The sequence below is a fragment of the Rossellomorea arthrocnemi genome, from assembly GCF_904424705.1.
In the GTDB taxonomy this organism is placed as follows: Bacteria; Bacillota; Bacilli; order Bacillales; family Bacillaceae_B; genus Rossellomorea; species Rossellomorea arthrocnemi.
Genome location: NZ_CAJGBF010000040.1, coordinates 1 through 18,715 on the forward strand (window position 1 = coordinate 1; position 18,715 = coordinate 18,715).

General features: G+C 41.9%; 17 protein-coding genes, 2 tRNA genes and 1 riboswitch. Of the genes, 18 read left to right on the forward strand and 1 reads right to left on the reverse strand.

All coding sequences use genetic code 11. The features are described from left to right. The first annotated feature begins 344 nt into the window (after positions 1 to 344). Positions 345 to 523: riboswitch (Lysine riboswitch) on the forward strand. Between the two features lie 194 nt (positions 524 to 717). Then, positions 718 to 1,956 carry an aspartate kinase gene (locus BAA9072_RS23505; RefSeq protein ID WP_201716987.1) on the forward strand — a complete coding sequence of 413 codons (1,239 nt, stop codon included), beginning with the start codon at positions 718 to 720 and terminating at the stop codon, positions 1,954 to 1,956. Positions 1,957 to 2,020: 64 nt separating this feature from the next. Here the strand turns inward: BAA9072_RS23505 and BAA9072_RS23510 are convergent, their stop codons facing one another. After that, positions 2,021 to 2,401, reverse strand: a complete 381-nt coding sequence (locus BAA9072_RS23510) for a YslB family protein (RefSeq protein ID WP_201717000.1) — start codon at positions 2,399 to 2,401, stop codon at positions 2,021 to 2,023. A gap of 411 nt (positions 2,402 to 2,812) precedes the next feature. Between BAA9072_RS23510 and BAA9072_RS23515 the strand changes: the two genes are divergently transcribed. The 17 genes from BAA9072_RS23515 to clpX all read left to right on the forward strand — a co-directional run bounded on the left by BAA9072_RS23515 (position 2,813) and on the right by clpX (position 18,293). After that, positions 2,813 to 3,421 (forward strand): succinate dehydrogenase cytochrome b558 subunit, encoded by a 609-nt coding sequence (locus tag BAA9072_RS23515; RefSeq protein ID WP_034757098.1) that lies wholly within the window; start codon positions 2,813 to 2,815, stop codon positions 3,419 to 3,421. Positions 3,422 to 3,493: 72 nt separating this feature from the next. After that, the gene (gene sdhA, locus BAA9072_RS23520; protein ID WP_201716988.1) at positions 3,494 to 5,257 is read left to right on the forward strand and encodes a succinate dehydrogenase flavoprotein subunit; all 1,764 of its coding nucleotides are present in this window, start codon (positions 3,494 to 3,496) and stop codon (positions 5,255 to 5,257) included. Beyond that, positions 5,257 to 6,024: a succinate dehydrogenase iron-sulfur subunit gene (gene sdhB / locus BAA9072_RS23525; RefSeq protein WP_201717001.1), complete on the forward strand. Its 768-nt coding sequence runs from the start codon at positions 5,257 to 5,259 to the stop codon at positions 6,022 to 6,024. The genes sdhA and sdhB overlap by 1 nt, the downstream gene beginning before the upstream one ends. A gap of 115 nt (positions 6,025 to 6,139) precedes the next feature. Beyond that, complete coding sequence (locus tag BAA9072_RS23530) at positions 6,140 to 7,741, forward strand: bifunctional metallophosphatase/5'-nucleotidase (protein ID WP_201716989.1); 1,602 nt, start codon at positions 6,140 to 6,142, stop codon at positions 7,739 to 7,741. Positions 7,742 to 7,871: 130 nt separating this feature from the next. Then, positions 7,872 to 8,342, forward strand: coding sequence for an acyl-CoA thioesterase (locus BAA9072_RS23535; protein ID WP_201716990.1), 471 nt, complete (start codon positions 7,872 to 7,874; stop codon positions 8,340 to 8,342). 145 nt (positions 8,343 to 8,487) lie between these two features. Continuing rightward, positions 8,488 to 8,712, forward strand: coding sequence for a helix-turn-helix domain-containing protein (locus tag BAA9072_RS23540; protein WP_032087424.1), 225 nt, complete (start codon positions 8,488 to 8,490; stop codon positions 8,710 to 8,712). Positions 8,713 to 8,983: 271 nt separating this feature from the next. After that, positions 8,984 to 9,442, forward strand: a complete 459-nt coding sequence (locus tag BAA9072_RS23545; protein WP_201716991.1) for a MarR family winged helix-turn-helix transcriptional regulator — start codon at positions 8,984 to 8,986, stop codon at positions 9,440 to 9,442. Positions 9,443 to 9,451: 9 nt separating this feature from the next. Continuing rightward, entirely contained in the window at positions 9,452 to 10,252 is an 801-nt protein-coding gene (gene racE / locus BAA9072_RS23550; RefSeq protein ID WP_201716992.1) for a glutamate racemase, read from the forward strand. A 108-nt stretch (positions 10,253 to 10,360) separates the two neighbouring features. Beyond that, positions 10,361 to 11,437, forward strand: coding sequence for a GerMN domain-containing protein (locus BAA9072_RS23555; RefSeq protein ID WP_201716993.1), 1,077 nt, complete (start codon positions 10,361 to 10,363; stop codon positions 11,435 to 11,437). Between the two features lie 121 nt (positions 11,438 to 11,558). Continuing rightward, positions 11,559 to 12,296, forward strand: a complete 738-nt coding sequence (gene rph, locus BAA9072_RS23560) for a ribonuclease PH (RefSeq protein WP_201716994.1) — start codon at positions 11,559 to 11,561, stop codon at positions 12,294 to 12,296. A 12-nt stretch (positions 12,297 to 12,308) separates the two neighbouring features. Continuing rightward, a complete protein-coding gene (locus tag BAA9072_RS23565) occupies positions 12,309 to 12,908 on the forward strand; it encodes an XTP/dITP diphosphatase (RefSeq protein ID WP_201716995.1) in 600 nt (199 codons plus the stop codon). 12 nt (positions 12,909 to 12,920) lie between these two features. Next, the gene (locus tag BAA9072_RS23570; protein ID WP_201716996.1) at positions 12,921 to 13,430 is read left to right on the forward strand and encodes a metallophosphoesterase; all 510 of its coding nucleotides are present in this window, start codon (positions 12,921 to 12,923) and stop codon (positions 13,428 to 13,430) included. 179 nt (positions 13,431 to 13,609) lie between these two features. Next, positions 13,610 to 13,686, forward strand: a tRNA-Arg gene (locus BAA9072_RS23575). 140 nt (positions 13,687 to 13,826) lie between these two features. Next, positions 13,827 to 13,903, forward strand: a tRNA-Arg gene (locus BAA9072_RS23580). Between the two features lie 108 nt (positions 13,904 to 14,011). Further along, entirely contained in the window at positions 14,012 to 15,016 is a 1,005-nt protein-coding gene (locus BAA9072_RS23585; RefSeq protein ID WP_201716997.1) for a tetratricopeptide repeat protein, read from the forward strand. 160 nt (positions 15,017 to 15,176) lie between these two features. Then, a complete protein-coding gene (tig, locus tag BAA9072_RS23590) occupies positions 15,177 to 16,463 on the forward strand; it encodes a trigger factor (RefSeq protein WP_201716998.1) in 1,287 nt (428 codons plus the stop codon). A gap of 558 nt (positions 16,464 to 17,021) precedes the next feature. After that, entirely contained in the window at positions 17,022 to 18,293 is a 1,272-nt protein-coding gene (clpX, locus tag BAA9072_RS23595; RefSeq protein WP_201716999.1) for an ATP-dependent protease ATP-binding subunit ClpX, read from the forward strand. The last annotated feature ends 422 nt before the right edge of the window (positions 18,294 to 18,715 follow it).

Genomic DNA, 18,715 nt, shown 5'->3' on the forward strand with positions numbered 1-18,715 from the left:
TTCGATTATCATGCATGTGAAGATCCTCCTTAGTTATGAGCGATTGGTTAGCACCTGCATCATAACGGAGGGTCTTTTTTTATGCAATAGATGAATTCTCATCTCACAGGAATAGCTCCTGCGGGAAACGCGTGGAAGTTGAGACCCCACAGGGCTTTAGCCCGAGGAGACTCAACCGACGCCCCGCGGAAAGCGAGCATCTGGAGCGCAAATCAACCACAGTATGCTCATTCAAAACATCTAACGAAAACACAATAAAATGAAATATTGACTCAATTAGCCATTGAATCAATATTTCCCCTATGCTATAATTAACAAAAATTTATAACATTATCACTTTTAAAAGTGGTGATAGAGGTGCGAACTTCAAGAGTACAGGTAAAGAGGAGAATGAGCTCCGTCGAGATGCCTGGAAAGGGGAGAATCGCCGAAGTGTTTATAGTCTCATGCTATATCCGCTGGTTCTACGTTTAAGAAATGTAGAATTGTCAAGATGATTCAATCTTGGAGAGCTATCTCACAATGCCGATGAACCTATTTGTATGTTCTGCTGTATGTTCATAAAGCAATGAGATATTATTCTCATTGCTTTTTTTATTATCAGCGCAGGATTTGGATGCACAGATCCTGCTCAATGAACGTCTAGGATGATTGTGATTGAACTCTTCATCATCAAAAAATGAGTCATGAATATGCGCTCAGAAAGAGGGAGAAGTCGTGAGTATTATTGTTCAAAAATTCGGTGGGACTTCAGTAGGGTCTGTGGAAAGAATTCAAAATGTTGCGTCAAGAATTGTTGAAGAAAAAGAAAGAGGGAATGATGTTGTCGTCGTCGTATCAGCGATGGGGAAAACGACGGATACACTCGTAGGACTTGCAAGGGAGATCACCTCTCATCCGAGCAAAAGAGAAATGGATATGCTGCTCTCAACAGGAGAACAGGTAACCATTTCACTCCTGACAATGGCACTTATCCAATCAGGGCATGATGCCATTTCATTCACTGGCTGGCAGGCCGGCATCGAAACGGAATCGATTCACAGCAATGCGAGGATCACAAACATTCATACAGAAAAAATGGCTTCTCATCTGCAATCAGGCAGTGTGGTCATCGTAGCAGGGTTCCAGGGTATGACGGAATCTGGTGAAATCACCACACTCGGTCGCGGGGGGTCGGATACGACGGCCGTTGCGATTGCGGCTGCCCTGAAAGCGGAGCGCTGTGACATTTATACAGACGTAGACGGGGTATATACGACAGATCCACGTTATATTAATGGAGCAAGAAAGTTACCGTCCATTTCCTATGATGAAATGCTTGAACTTGCGAACCTTGGGGCGGGAGTCCTGCATCCAAGGGCAGTGGAGTTTGCAAAAAATTATCAAATACCGCTAGAAGTCAGATCCAGCATTGAAAGAGTGGAAGGGACGTATATTGAGGAGGAAGCAAGTATGGAGCAGAACTTGATCGTAAGAGGAGTAGCATTTGAAAATGAAATTACCCGTGTCACTGTATTTGGTTTGCAGAACGCATTAACAGGCCTATCATCTGTGTTTACCACATTAGCTAAAAATCATTTGAATGTAGATATCATCATTCAGAGTCAGACCGATCAGCATACAACTAATTTGTCCTTCTCTATCAAGGAACAGGACCTGAAGGAAACCCTTGCCGTCTTGGAACGCAATAAATCCCGCCTGAATTTTACTCATATCGAACATGAAAGCGGACTTGCGAAAGTATCGATTGTCGGTTCTGGCATGATCTCGAATCCAGGTGTGGCTGCAGAAATGTTCGAAGTTCTCGCCCGGCATGACATTGTCGTAAAAATGGTCAGCACATCTGAAATCAAGGTGTCTGCAGTCGTGGACGGGGAAAACATGCAAAAGGCGGCAGGCGTATTACATACTGCATTTAACCTGGATGCAGTCAAAATGGAAGAAATCACGCTGTAAACCAACATAGAAAAGGGTTGCCCTGAAATGCTCGGGGCAACCCTTTATAAAGAATTCAGCAGGATTATTCAATACGGTCTTTGTCGTCCCATCTTACAATCATTTTGACCGATTGACTACGTTTATGTAATTCGTCAGCAGCTTCTGCCACACATTTTTTTTGAAGCTGAATTTGTTCGGCAATAAAACCCGTTTCCAGCTTGAAGTTAACATCTGTTTTCAAGGATAGACGCCGTTCGATCACAGGTCCGTTCAGCTCAAATGTCATCTCGTTCTTTTTTTGTTCCAGAAGTGTAAGAGTTCCCCAACCGGCTTCAGTGAAAAATGAAGACATTTCCTCTGTTGATTGAAGGGGGAATTTCCGGGATAGCTGTTTTCCTCCCCAGTATAAAATATCGGGTGTATGCTTTCCTAATATGTCTGGAATCAAGATGTCGCGTAACATTTCATATCCGAAGATTGGAACGGACGGCTGATGTACTTCTTCTTCTTTTTTCTGTTCCAAGTAAATCCCCTCTTTCTATAAAACTATTATATACATGAAAGTGGTAATTATCATCCCATACCTTGAAAAAATGACCTTGGGATATTTTGGTGCTATAATATTTATTGCTTATTTATTAGAATTTTCGAACATTTAATCAGGTAAAACCTCATGTTTTCCGTTGTTGATAGATTGAATATATTTTTGCGGTATTGTCGAATTTATGTATACGTTTTCTTGACGCTTCCACTCCTTGGGAGTAAAATGAACATGTCACATTATTGTTACAATATAAAATATGTATCGTCGTCTAATCATTCATGAAGAGTATTAGAAAACGAATTCATATTTTATCATTAAGGGGGGTAAATCATGGCTGGAAATCGAGAATTTAATTATCGCAGGCTTCATTCATTGCTAGGTGTTATTCCAGTTGGATTATTTTTGACGCAACATTTAGTCGTGAACCATTTTGCCACTGGCGGGGAAGAATCATTTAACCAGGCGGCACACTTTATGGAAAGTCTTCCTTTCCGTTATTTCCTTGAAATCTTTATCATCTTCCTTCCATTGTATTTCCATGCAATTTACGGAATTTACATTGCGTTCACTTCCAAGAATAACGCTAGTAAGTTTGGTTATTTCCGTAACTGGATGTTTTTACTTCAACGTGTATCTGGAGTGATCACATTTATTTTCGTAACATGGCATATTTGGGAAACAAGAGTCGCGGCAGCGTTTGGAGCTGAAGTGAACTTTCAAATGATGGAAAACATTTTATCCAATCCGTTGATGTTAGGATTTTATGTACTTGGTGTTCTTTCAACGATTTTCCACTTTGCAAATGGATTATGGTCATTCTGCGTTAGCTGGGGACTTACGGTTACACCTCGTTCTCAATTAATTGCTACATATGTTACGATCGGGATTTTTGTAGCGTTATCGATTGTCGGTATGCGTGCAATCTTTGCCTTCGTATAAGCAGAAAAAATATACGAGTCTTATAGATTTAGTAAATGCTCTGAAGTATGGTAGGAAAAGGAGTGAGTCACGATGAGTAAAGGCAAAATCATCGTTGTCGGTGGCGGTTTAGCCGGCCTGATGGCCACAATTAAAGCAGCAGAAAAAGGAACGCAAGTCGATTTATTCTCACTGGTACCCGTTAAGCGTTCTCACTCTGTATGCGCACAAGGTGGTATTAACGGGGCCGTTAATACGAAGGGAGAAGGAGATTCTCCTTGGGAACATTTTGATGATACTGTTTATGGTGGGGATTTCTTAGCGAATCAACCGCCTGTTAAGGCAATGACGGAAGCGGCACCAGGGATTATTCATTTACTCGATCGTATGGGTGTTATGTTTAATCGTACACCGGAAGGATTACTGGATTTCCGTCGTTTCGGTGGAACACAGCATCATAGAACCGCTTTCGCCGGTGCTACAACTGGTCAACAATTATTATATGCGTTGGACGAGCAGGTACGCCGTCATGAAGTAGCTGGTTTAGTAAGTAAGTTCGAAGGTTGGGAATTCCTTGGAGTCGTCATTGACGACGATGGAGTCGCAAGAGGGATCGTTGCTCAAAACCTTCAAACAATGGAGATCAAATCATTCGCAGCGGATGCCGTTATTATGGCATCAGGTGGACCGGGAATTATTTTCGGAAAATCTACAAACTCTGTTATCAATACAGGTTCTGCCGCTTCGATCGTTTATCAACAAGGGGCTTACTATGCAAATGGTGAGTTCATCCAGATTCACCCGACAGCGATTCCAGGGGATGATAAGCTTCGCCTCATGAGTGAATCGGCACGTGGAGAAGGTGGACGTGTCTGGACGTATAAAGATGGTAAGCCATGGTACTTCCTTGAAGAGAAGTATCCTGCATATGGAAACCTTGTACCGCGTGATATCGCAACACGTGAAATCTTTGATGTGTGTGTGAATCAAAAGCTGGGTATCAATGGTGAGAACATGGTTTACCTCGACTTATCTCATAAAGATTCGAAAGAGCTTGATATCAAGCTTGGCGGAATCATCGAAATCTATGAGAAATTCATGGGTGATGATCCACGTAAAGTGCCAATGAAAATCTTCCCTGCCGTTCACTATTCAATGGGTGGACTATGGGTTGACTATGATCAAATGACCAATATCCCTGGTTTATTTGCAGCCGGAGAGTGTGATTACTCGCAGCATGGTGGAAACCGTCTGGGAGCGAACTCATTACTATCCGCGATTTATGGCGGTATGGTTGCCGGTCCTAATGCCATTAAATATATTGAAGGTCTTGAGGAAACAGTTGAATCCGTCCCTTCTTCCGTATTCGACCGCTATGTGAAACAGGAAGAAGAAAAGTGGAACAACATCATGTCCCTGAATGGCACAGAGAATGCTTATGTCATTCACAAAGAGCTTGGGGAATGGATGACGGATAATGTTACGGTTGTACGTCATAACGATAAGCTGAAACAAACGGATGAAAAGATTCAGGAACTGATGGAGCGTTACCAAAATATCAATATCAATGATACGGCTAAGTGGAGCAACCAGGGAGCTACTTTCACACGTCAATTGTGGAATATGCTTCAGCTTGCCCGTGTTATTACAATCGGTGCTTTAAATCGTAATGAGAGCCGTGGAGCTCATTATAAGCCTGATTTCCCTGAACGTAATGATGAAGAATTCCTGAAGACGACGATGGCTAAATACAATGCTGCGACGAATTCACCGGAATTCCATTACGAGGAAGTTGATACTTCACTGATCGCACCACGTAAACGTGACTATTCTAAGAGCAAAGGGGGAACTAAATGATGAGTGAAAATAAAAAAGTCCGTTTTATCATTACTCGTCAAGAAAGCCCGGAAACTGCTCCTTTCCAAGAAGAGTTCGAACTTGATTACAGACCGAATATGAACGTGATTTCCGCGTTGATGGAAATCCGTCGTAATCCGGTCAATGCAAAAGGGGAAAACACCACTCCTATCAATTGGGATATGAACTGTCTGGAAGAGGTATGTGGAGCTTGTTCAATGGTGATCAACGGAAAGCCAAGACAATCATGTACGGCATTGGTCGATCAATTAGAACAGCCGATCCGTCTTGAGCCAATGCGCACTTTCCCTGTTGTCCGCGACCTGCAGGTAGACCGCAGCCGCATGTTCGACAGTCTGAAGAAAGTAAAAGCTTGGATTCCGATTGATGGAACTTACGATCTTGGTCCAGGACCTCGTATGCCTGAGAAAAAACGTCAGTGGGCATATGAATTATCGAAGTGTATGACATGTGGTGTTTGTTTGGAAGCATGTCCGAACGTAAACAGTAAGTCTGATTTTATCGGTCCTGCACCGTTATCTCAAGTCCGTTTGTTCAATGCGCATCCAACAGGTGCCATGAATCAGGATGAGCGTCTTGAGTCGATCATGGGTGACGGCGGACTAGCCAACTGTGGAAACTCTCAAAACTGTGTTCAATCTTGTCCAAAAGGTATTCCTTTGACAACTTCGATCGCGGCACTTAACAGAGAAACCACGTTCCAAATGTTCAAAAACTTCTTCGGAAGCGACCATATGGTTGATTAATCTTTATGACAAAAAGCACTTTCCTTCGGGAGAGTGCTTTTTTTGTCTCATAAAACACAGATTTTTGAAGCATAGTAGATGCATGGTAACAAAGTTAAAGTCAGGAGAGATGAGTGTGAATCGGTCCGTAATGATATTTTTGATCGTAGTGGTCTTATTGTTTAATCCAACCCTTTTTGGTTTAGATGAATTAAACGCAAAGGAGAAGGGAGAATCATTCCACCTTACGATTTTACATACGAATGATATCCATTCACATTTAGAAAATATCCCTTATTTGCATACGGCTATTAAAGAGGAAAGGAAAAAGGATAAGGAGGCTCTTCTCCTGGATGCGGGTGATGTGTTTTCGGGGACGTTGTTTTTTAATGAATATCAGGGGCTTGCTGATGCTGAATTCATGAATGAAATAGGCTATGACGCCATGACTCTTGGTAATCATGAATTCGATAAAGGAAGTGAGGTGCTTGCAGACTTTATTAAAAAGTTATCCTTTCCTGTGGTGAGCAGTAATGTGGATGTCCATCTTGATCCGTTTCTTGCTCCTATAAAGGGTAGTGGGATTCCTGAACGTGCAGAAGGAGGGAAAATCTATTCTTCCATCATTCAAACGGTCCGTGGAGTCAAGATTGGGATTATCGGAGTAACAACAGAAGATTCAACTTTCCTTTCTTATCCGAGTGAAAAGGTTGTTTTCAGGAATGCCGAAGCGAAGGCGTCTGAAGAAATTGCGAAACTTCAGGCAAGGGGTGTAAATCACATCATTCTGTTATCTCATTTAGGCTTGTTGCATGACAAACGTTTAGCCCAAAAGGTAAAAGGAATCGACATCATAATAGGCGGTCACTCCCACTCATCTTTGGCGAGCCCCCTCGTATATCATGGAAAAACGGAACCGACATTGATCGTCCAGGCGAATGAGTATGGAAAATCATTGGGGATAGTGAAGGCCGTTTTCTCGAAAGAAGGGGTTATAACAAACTGGAACGGAGAATTAATCGATGTGCTTGCAAAAGATAAACATGGGAAAGAAGTTTACCCTCCCGATTCATGGGCTGAAAATCGTTTGGAACAATTACGTAAACCCATTGAAGATGTAAAGAACATAATCATAGGATCAACCACATTACCATTGAATGGGGAACGTCAGGACCTTAGGACAAAAGAGACCAATTTAGGTAATCTCATAACAGATGCCATGTTGGAAACGGCGAATCAGTATGCCCCCACGCAAATAGCATTTCAAAATGGGGGAGGAATCAGAAGCTCCATCAACGCCGGAGATATCACAGTAGGGGAAGTGTTAGAGGTACTGCCTTTCGGGAACACCCTCGTCACTTTGAATCTCACGGGAGAGGAGATTCTCTATGCATTGGAACATAGTGTGTCAAATATTGAAGGAAAAGCAGGCCAGTTCCTGCAAGTATCAGGGATGATGTTTCATTTTGACCCTACCAAGCCCACGGGTGAAAGAATCAAGGACGTAAAAATACAAGGAAATAGTCTTGAGCCTGACAAAATGTACCGGGTAGCAGTCAACGCATTCCTTGCCGGTGGAGGGGATGGTTTTAGCGTATTCCGACAGGCGAAAAATAACGGAAGGATCTCCGAGCTACACCTCAATCTATATGAAGTGATGAGTGAGTATATAACGAGTCATTCACCTATTTCCCCTCTTGTGGAAGGAAGGATCGTAGAACAAAAGAGTAGTCATTAAAAAGCCTGTATATTCAGCCGGTACTATTTCAGGTATTTAGGTTTCTTATTTTTCAAAAAAAGGGTATAATAAAATGAATCACCATTCATTTTTTTGATTTCCATATTCGTTAGTAAAAGGAGGAGCCAATTTGACACATTATACATACATTGAAGATATAGAAACATGGCAAAAAGAATTTTCATTTTCTATCCATATAAAGGTCCGGTTTTCTGAGACTGATATGTTTGGACACTTGAATAACACCGTTCCATTCACCTATTTTGAAGAAGCCAGGATCGAATATTTAAAACACATTGGATTTATGCAAAACTGGATTAAGCCTGAGCATAATACGATTCCTGTGGTTGCGGATTTACAATGTGATTTTGTAAAACAAGTATTCTTTGACGAAACGTTGAAGATATATGTGAAAGCAAATCGTGTTGGTCGTTCTTCAGTGGATTTACACTATATGGGTCTGAATGAAGAAGGAGAGATTTGCTTTACCGGTAGAGGAACCATGGTCCAAATATCGAAGAAAACCGGAAAGGGTGTCCCTTGGACCGAAGAGATGAAAACGAAGTTTGACTGTGAAAAGATGGTCAGCAGCCCAGTGTAGGATGTGAAAGAAACGACTGCCTATTTTTCATTTAACTTCCTTCTCTATGTCACTCTAAACCCTACCTTCACATATGATATTCTGACGACCGACAATACCCATCCCCGCGGTTTAAAGCTGGCGAAGGCAAGGAGGGTTACCATAATTGAAGGACAATGATTTTACACACAAACCGTTGCTCACCAAAAGAGAAAAAGAAGTATTCGAACTGTTAGTTCAAGACAAAACAACTAAAGAAATAGCTAGTGATCTATTTATTAGCGAGAAAACAGTTCGAAATCATATTTCCAACGCCATGCAAAAGCTTGGAGTGAAGGGGCGATCTCAAGCTGTTGTAGAGCTTCTTCGCATGGGGGAACTCAAGCTTTAAATGTAAGGGACTGATTCTAATGACGAACAATTAACGGGTTTCTAATGGGATGCCTATTAATGTTTGAATGAGAGTCAGTCTCTTTTAGTTCTGAGGTGCTTAGCGAACTTTTCTTGAATTTTTCATCGAAAAAGGCGAAAATGCTAGTAAGGGTAAACTGGGATGATTTTGTCCCTAAATGGAGATAGAAGCTAAAACAGGAAGGCAGAAGCGTTCCGTGTTTTTTATAAGGAGTTTGTATCCAGTTTCTGATTTCAAAAGGAGAGAAATAATGACGAATTCTAAAGACCGATCTATTGGAGATTTAAAAGTAGTTGCAGATATCGAGAAAGACCTACGATACATATCGTCGATTATTAAGCAAAAAGGAAGAGAGATCTTAAATCAGTATGCCATCACGCCTCCACAGTTTATCGCGCTTCAATGGTTATTCGAATATGGGGATATGACAATTGGAGATCTTTCGAATAAAATGTATCTTGCGTGCAGTACCACGACCGATCTGGTTGATAGAATGGAAAGAAACCAGCTGGTGGAACGGGTCAAAGATGAAAATGACCGTCGTGTCGTCCGTATTCATATGTTAAAAGAGGGCGAAAGAATTATTGAAGAAGTGATCAAGAAAAGGCAGAATTATCTTCAGAGTGCCTTAACGGATTTTTCTGATCAGGAAGTACTGTTATTAAAGGATCATTTAGCAAAACTTCATCAAGAAATTAAACCAGAGTGAGGGAAAAATGTGATTCAACCAATCGGCATCATCGATTCTGGGGTAGGGGGTCTGACTGTTGCGAGAGAAGTGATGCGTCAGCTGCCGAAAGAGACCATCTATTATCTCGGTGACACAGCCCGGTGTCCCTATGGACCCAGATCAGCTCAGGAAGTAAAAGTTTTCACGTGGGAAATGACTCAATATCTCATGCAATATGATATCAAAATGCTTATCATTGCTTGCAATACTGCCACTGCGGTAGTCCTCGACGAAATACAGACTCACTTGGATATTCCAGTGATAGGGGTTATTCACCCAGGTGCGAGAGCGGCAATCAAGCATACGTATAATAAGCGAATCGGTGTCCTGGGAACAGTGGGGACGATTAATAGCGGCGCCTATGTGGATGCCCTTCACTCCCTTCATGGAAGCCTGGACGTCACGTCACTCGCCTGCCCCAAGTTTGTTCCACTAGTAGAAAGTGGAGAGTACGATAGTTCCATGGCGAATGATATTGTAGGAGAGACTCTTCATTCTCTCAAAGATTCCGGGATTGATACTTTGATCCTGGGGTGTACCCATTATCCGTTATTACAACCAAAGATACAGGCTTACATGGGCCCGGAGATCAGTGTGATAAGCTCAGGGGACGAGACGGCGAGGGAGGTTAGTACGATTCTTGATTATTACAACCTTCTTTACAGGGGAGTCCAGGGACCGGAACACCGCTTTTTCAATACAGGATCTTCCACGATTTTTTCAAGGATTGCGTCCGATTGGCTGACAGTCGGGGAAGTAAAAGCAGAAACCATCCGATTACAAGAGTAGTATCTTGTGGTTGGGTGGTTTTTTGTTGTTATTAAAAATGTTTCGGTCTATTTTTTGGAACGGGCTCGTATATATGTTAGTACAAACTGTCTTTTAGGAGGTTTCCCAATGGCAAAAAAAGCAAAGGTGTCAATTGCTGTAACAGTTTTAGCTTCTTCAGTATATCTTTCAGGTTGTGGATTACTCAGTTTCGGTGATGATAAGGAGAAGATCGATCCTCCTCAAGACCTGTCTTACTTAAAAGAAGGGGAGAAGGTTGATACAGCAAAAGGAGAGGATTCAGAGAAAAAGGTGAGCAAGGAAGAAGCGGGTGCAGAAACCGTGATGACTGACCTATATTTAATCGATAAAAACGGCTATGTCGTTTCCCAGTCCATCCCTCTGCCGGGTCAGGAGAGCGTGGCCAAACAGGCCCTTGAATATCTTGTGAAGAATGGTCCGGTAGAGAATATCCTGCCAAATGGATTCAGAGCTGTACTGCCGGCTGATACGCAAGTAACGGTGGATATCAAAGATGGTAAGGCAATTGCCGACTTTTCTCCGGAATTCAACAATTATCAGCCGGAAGATGAACAGAGAATTCTTCAATCCGTCACCTGGACATTAACTCAGTTTGATTCAGTTGAAAAAGTCGAGCTTCGCGTAAATGGGTATCCACTAACAGAAATGCCGGTGAATGGTACGCCGATCGATGAAAAGGGATTAACGCGAAAAGTAGGCATCAATGTCGATACTGCCGGAGTGGTGGATCCTACGAGTACAAAGCCGCTGACGGTATACTACGTATCACAAACCGATGATAAAACGTATTATGTCCCTGTGACAAAGCGCGTCAGCTCAAAATCTGTAGATGAAGTCAAGGCTGTGGTGAATGAATTAATAGAAGGACCCGGGTATTCATCTTCCCTCGCAAGTGACTTTACGGGTGCGAAGCTATTGGACGATCCGAAACTCGAGGATGGAACCGTTACCCTGAACTTTAACGAAGCGGTTTATGGTAGTCTGGAAGAAAAAATGGTTTCTGAACACATGCTTAATTCCCTTGTCCTTTCATTAACTGAGCAAAAGGGCATCAAAGGAGTCTCGGTATTGGTTAATGGGGAGGCAACCGCCGTTTCAAAAGACGGTGAAACGGTGACCGAACCGGTGACAAGACCAGAAAATGTGAACGCAATTAGTTTTTAAATAACGATTTTTTGATATACTATTATAGAAACACCTGAAAAGAGGTTGGCAGATTGCCGCCTCTTCTATTTTTGATTAAGCCTATTTTTACATAACTTACGAAAAAATTGGAGGGAATTATATGAGAACAGATGGCAGAGAAAAGGATCAGTTGCGTCATATCGAAATTGAAACAGGTTATGTCAAGCATCCGGAAGGTTCTGTATTGATAACGGTTGGAGAAACGAAAGTCATTTGTAATGCCAGTATCGAAGACCGGGTGCCTCCTTTTATGAGAAACAGTGGAAAAGGGTGGATCACGGCAGAATATTCGATGCTTCCGAGAGCAACGGAAACGAGGAACATTCGTGAATCGTCTAAAGGGAAAATTTCCGGAAGGACGATGGAAATTCAACGTCTGATTGGACGTGCCCTGAGAGCGGTGGTTGATTTAGATGCGCTGGGAGAACGTACGATCTGGATCGATTGTGATGTCATCCAAGCCGATGGCGGGACAAGAACGGCTTCGATAACAGGGGCTTTCGTTGCCATGGCGCTTGCCCTCGCGAAGCTTCAGGATAATAAGAAGATTTCATCATTCCCGTTGAAAAGCTTCCTGGCAGCGACAAGCGTCGGAATTGTAGAAGATCATGGGGCGGTACTTGATTTAAATTATATAGAAGATAGCAGTGCATTGGTAGATATGAACATCATCATGACGGGTGAAGGAGAATTTGTCGAACTTCAGGGAACCGGTGAGGAAGCAACCTTTACAATGGATCAATTGCATCAATTACTGAAGCTTGGACAAGTGGGTATTCACGAACTATTCCAAATCCAACAGCAGTCATTAGGTAATATCGTAAAGAGATTTCAATAGAGGGATGAGAGAATGATGACAAAACGAGTAATCATAGCTACGAAGAACAGGGGAAAAGCAAAAGAATTCCAACATATGTTTGCACCTTACGGGTATGAGGTACAAACACTACTAGACCTTCCTCATATTGAGGATGTGGAAGAAACGGGTGTAACCTTTGAGGAGAATGCGGTCTTAAAAGCGGAAACCGTAGCGGATGTTCTTGGGGAACTGGTGATAGCCGATGATTCAGGATTGGCCATCGATGCCCTGGAAGGTCGTCCCGGCGTGTATTCGGCACGCTATGCCGGAGAAGAAAAAAGCGACGAGGCGAATATGGATAAGGTATTACGTGAATTGGAACCTGTGGAAGAATCCGACCGCGGGGCACAATTTTACTGTGTGTTGGCCATTGCCGGACCCGACATGGAAACCAAAACGGTGACAGGGACTTGCGAAGGGATGATTTTACGCGACAAGAGAGGAACGAACGGCTTTGGCTACGATCCGATCTTCTTCGTTCCTTCTCTGCAAAAAACCATGGCCGAATTAACACAAGATGAAAAAAGCCAAATTAGTCATCGCGATCATGCGCTGAAGAAACTGGGTAATATTATTTCAGACTTAGTTTAAAGGGTGAACGGAATGAAACTATTAGTTGTTAGTGATAGTCATGGATCCAAGGAAGAATTGATGGGTCTATCAGAGAAATATCAGTCAAGTGTCGATGCGCTGATCCACTGTGGTGACTCAGAGTTGAGTGCCGATGATCCTGCGCTATCACCTTATCTGGTTGTCCGGGGGAACTGTGACATGGATGCACGATTACCTGACGACCTGGTGGAGCAAGTTGACGGACATTCCATCATGGTGACTCACGGACATCACTATGGAATTAAAATGTCATTGATGAAGCTCCGTTACAGAGCAGAAGAGGTTGGGGCACAATTTGTGTTCTTTGGTCACTCACATACTCTGGGGGCAGAATGGAATAACGGGACACTATTTCTAAATCCGGGAAGCATCCTCCTGCCACGTGGCAGAAGTGAGCGTACCTACGCATTAGTAGACACCGGAAATCAAGAGGTAAAGGTAACATTCCTGACTCATGATCATGTAGTGCTGGATGAATTGACTCAACCATTTCAACGATGAAACACAGTGTGAGAACCCGTCTCGTACGGGTTCTCATTTTACATTCAGCGTGGGGTACATTGGGACGAAAAATAAAATAAATCTTTTTTTGAATATCTGTTGACTTATTGATGCTATGTGAATATAATAAATATTGTCCTTGATAAACAAATCAAGAAAAGAGAAATTATTCAAATCATGTCCCAGTAGCTCAGCAGGATAGAGCAACGGCCTTCTAAGCCGTCGGTCGGGAGTTCGAATCTCTCCTGGGACGCCATATTCTTTACATAATACCTTGATATCAGGGTTTTGACACAAGGGATACTGACACAGTAAGCTGTGAGGGTATCTCTTTTTTTATCCGATACATGATCCGGGCAATTATAATCTAAGAGTGCTCACATTATTTTAAATCATGTCCCAGTAGCTCAGCAGGATAGAGCAACAGTTTCCTAAACTGTAGGTCGGGAGTTCGAATCTCTTCTGGGACGCCATAATTTCTACATACATAAAGCCTGCCTGCAAAGGGTAGGCTTTTTTTGTTATCCAAAAGATATCGTGCTAAACTAAAGGCAACTAAACAGTATAGGCAGGTAGGTTTAATGAATAAGGGAAACCAAGAAGGAAAAGGAAAGATTGTCCAGTTTCCAGGATTGAAGGACCGGCTGCTGGAAAAAGGGGTAATGGCATTGGAACAAGGAGAGATTCATGAATCCTCCAGGCTCCTTACGCAAGCCTATGAATTAGAACCGGATAATCCGGAAATTAATACAGCCCTCGTATTATCCCTTTACGAAAGCAAGCAATATGAAAAAGCCGGATCCATTTGTAAGGAGATGCTCCTTGAAGGAATCGGTGACTATTTCGAGGTCGTTGACATGTATTTAATGATTCTCATCCAGCTTCATCAGCACAAAGAAGTGGTCGATACGATCAACGCCCTGCTTGAAGAAAGGGAAGTGCCCTTTGAAAAAGAAGAACACTTCAGAAAGCTTCTCCATTTCAGTGAGAAGGTAGTGAATGGAAAAGCGTCAGTTCCTGAAAAAGAAGAATCGACAGAGGATCAAACATCCATACTGACAGGGAAGAGCCTTGAGGAACAGACGCTGATCGCAGCTCAGCTCGTTCATCGTAATATTCAACCATTCCTTGGAGAGCTTCAAGGGGTATTGATGGATCCGGACGCCCATCCATTTTTACAAACGATGATTTTAAATGTTTTAAGAGAGCACGGATTGGATAAAGAAGTAGTTGTAGCGAAGTTTGAGATGGAAGATCGTGTAACTCCTTCTTCATTGGATGATGTGTTCGAGTCAGATTTCTTCACGGGGGTAACACATGAGCTGGATGATCTTCTGGCACAAACCAACCCTACTTTATTTCAGCACGCACAGGAATTACTGAAACGTCATGTCTTTCTGCTCTATCCATTTACACTGGAAGACGACCCGAAAGATGTCGCTGCAGTGTATGGACACTATACAGCGGGGATGTTTGCTGATACGATCCTTCAAGAAGAGCTAAAAGACCAGGTTGAAAACGCAGAGTCTGAAGGGATTCTGTTTAAACTGAGGGAACTAGAGGGAATTTCCTCTCCGAATATTTAAATGCTCTCTGTTGAAAGACAGTGGCTGTATGTTATAATGTAATGGTTGTAATGTAAAAGTTTTTCATATATTTACGATGATAGTGCTAGATTCATACAGGACTATCTACTACTATGCGTAAAAAATTCAAGATCAATTATAGATTGTTGGAGGGAACAGTATGTCTGCAAAATGGGAAAAGCAAGAAGGAAACCAAGGAGTACTTACAATTGAAGTAGAAGCTGCGAAAGTAAACGAAGGTTTGGACGCAGCATTTAAAAAAGTTGTGAAACAAGTAAACGTGCCAGGATTCCGTAAAGGAAAAATGCCACGTGGTATGTTCGAAAAACGTTTCGGTGTAGAATCACTTTATCAAGATGCATTAGATTTCATCTTACCTGAAGCATATGCTAAAGCTATCGAAGAAGCGGGAATCGATCCGATCGATCGTCCTGAAATCGATGTTGAGCAAATGGAAAAGGGCAAAGATTTAATCTTCACTGCGAAAGTACAAGTGAAGCCAGAAGTGAAACTTGGGGAATACAAAGATCTTGAAGTAGAAAAAATGGAAACAGAAGTAACAGCGGAAGACGTTGAAGCTGAACTTACTTCACTTCAGGAAAAACAAGCTGAGCTTGCTGTTAAAGAAGAAGGAAAAGCTGAAGAAGGCGACACAGTGACAATGGATTTCGAAGGATTCGTTGACGGTGAAGCATTCGAAGGCGGACAGGCTGAGAACTATTCACTTGAATTAGGTTCTGGTCAATTCATCCCAGGATTTGAAGAGCAATTAGTTGGTGTTGCATCAGGAGAAGAGAAAGAAGTAGAAGTGAACTTCCCTGAAGAGTATCATGCTGCTGAACTTGCTGGAAAGCCTGCTACATTCAAAGTGAAAGTTCATGAAATCAAAGCGAAAGAACTTCCGGCACTTGACGATGAGTTTGCAAAAGACGCTGACGAAGAAGTTGAAACGCTTGCTGAACTTAAAGAGAAAATCGAAAAACGCCTTCAAGAGTCTAAAAAGAACGAAGCTGAAACAGCCGTTCGTGAAACTCTTGTAAATAAAGCTTCTGACAATGCTGAAGTTGAAATTCCAGAGGTAATGGTAAAGGCTGAAGTAGACCGCATGATGCAGGAATTCGAACAACGCCTGCAAATGCAAGGTATGAACCTTGACCTTTACTTCCAATTCTCCGGTCAATCGGAAGAAGATCTTCGCGGTCAAATGACAGAAGATGCTGGGAAACGTGTTCGCACAAACCTTACATTGGAAGCAATCGCAGCAGCTGAAAATCTTGAAGTAACCGATGAAGAAGCTGAAGAAGAAGTAAACAAAATGGCAGAACAATACAACATGTCTGCTGACAACATCAAACAAGCGCTAGGCGGTCTTGATACACTTAAAGCCGATCTTAAAGTTCGTAAAGCAGTAGAATTCCTTGTTGAAAACAGCAAAACTGTAGCATAATAAAAATAGCAAACAAGGCGCGAATCATTCGTGCCTTGTTTTGTACAATGAAGCGTCATATAACATCGTATTTTGGCTCATTCGTGTGAAACGAATGTTTCACACGCTTTTCAAGCTTTGCTGAAAAGTTGCCACAGAAACAGAAAACGAATGAGCAAACGGGTTTGCACCAGGCGTTTTCTGTTTCTGTGGCAAAATGAGCCAAAATACTATACTCTGTTGAATAAGAAATTTTATCTATCTAACAAGAATAGAAACCACTATTTTTGGAAAAAGCTTATGAAACGGGGTTGCATTACTTTTCACCAGGGACATACATAATAAGATTCCTTACATTACCTCACTTCAATTGGACAAAATAGTCATTAGCAATGTAAAAGATTTGCTAAAATGCACGATACATAATAAGATGATTCTTAAGAATCGTATCAATTTCTTTACGAACATATAATATGATAAAATGCAGTACATAACTTTAGGTGATAGGGAAGTAAGGAATCGTTCGTTTGATGAAACAGAGCACGATTTTATGAAGTTTTAACGAAGGGGTGAAAATCATTGTTTAAATTTAATGATGAAAAAGGGCAACTGAAATGTTCTTTTTGCGGAAAAACACAAGACCAGGTTCGTAAACTGGTCGCCGGACCAGGTGTGTATATTTGTGATGAGTGTATCGAGCTTTGCACGGAAATCGTAGAAGAAGAGCTTGGTACGGAAGAAGAAGTAGAATTTAAAGACGTACCAAAACCTCGTGAAATCCGGGAAATCCTGGACGAATACGTTATCGGTCAAGATCAAGCGAAGAAATCACTTGCTGTAGCTGTTTACAATCACTACAAACGTATCAACTCCAGCAGTAAAGTTGATGACGTTGAACTGTCAAAAAGTAATATAGCCATGATTGGACCTACTGGTAGCGGTAAAACGCTACTTGCTCAAACACTGGCTCGTATTCTTAACGTTCCATTCGCCATTGCGGATGCGACTTCTTTAACGGAAGCCGGTTATGTTGGGGAAGATGTAGAGAATATTTTATTGAAATTAATCCAGGCTGCTGACTACGATGTAGAAAAGGCTGAAAAAGGGATTATTTATATCGATGAAATCGATAAAGTAGCAAGGAAATCTGAAAATCCATCTATTACAAGAGATGTTTCAGGTGAAGGGGTTCAACAAGCCCTATTGAAAATTCTTGAAGGTACGGTAGCAAGCGTTCCACCACAAGGCGGACGTAAGCATCCTCATCAGGAATTCATTCAAATCGATACGTCCAATGTCCTATTCATCTGTGGTGGAGCATTCGATGGAATTGAACAAATCATCAAGCGCCGTTTAGGTCAAAAGGTCATCGGCTTCGGCTCGGATCCTAAGAGTGCAGAAGTGAAAGAAGATAAGTCCCTGCTTTCTAAAGTTGTTCCTGAAGACTTGTTAAAGTTCGGATTGATTCCGGAATTCATCGGACGTTTACCGGTTATTTCAAGCCTTGAGCCTCTTGATGAAGAAGCGCTGGTTGAAATTCTGACTAAACCTAAAAACGCATTGGTGAAACAATACCAAAAAATGCTTGAATTAGATGATGTCGAGCTTGAGTTTACAGAAGATGCTCTGCTTGAAATCTCTAAAAAAGCCATCGAGCGTAAAACAGGAGCCCGCGGATTACGTTCCATCATTGAAACGATGATGTTGGACGTGATGTTCGATCTTCCTTCCCGTGATGATATTAAAAAATGTATCATTACGAAAGAAACGATTCTTGAAGATGCATCTCCTCACCTAATGCTTGAAGATGGTACAGTTATCGATCTAAACGAAGAAAAGACATCAGCTTAATAGCTTAAACGCAGAGCCAAGAATGATCCTTCATTCTTGGCTTTTTTAACGGAAAAAGATTTACAAAAGGACGTGAGAAAACTGGACAGGAAGAAAACAGAGGTAAGGAAATAGGGGGAGAAAATCTAGTCTTTGGAAGCTTTACGCTGATGACGACAGAGAATGGAATGAGGAAGTAGCGTTTAAAACGGGAATGCTGGATAGCCAGGATTACCAATTATTAGAGAAAAAACAAAAGAAATTTGTTTTGAAGACTTTAAAAAAATACATATGGAAGACCTGTTGTTGATTGGAGCGGAAGGTGCTCGACTCCCTCGGGAAAAGTTATAATATCAGGTCTTACAACCGTTTTATTTCTCTATTAAAATTTTTTAAAAATCATCTCGGCTAAATATCTTCCTTTTTTTATCATTTGTTCAAAA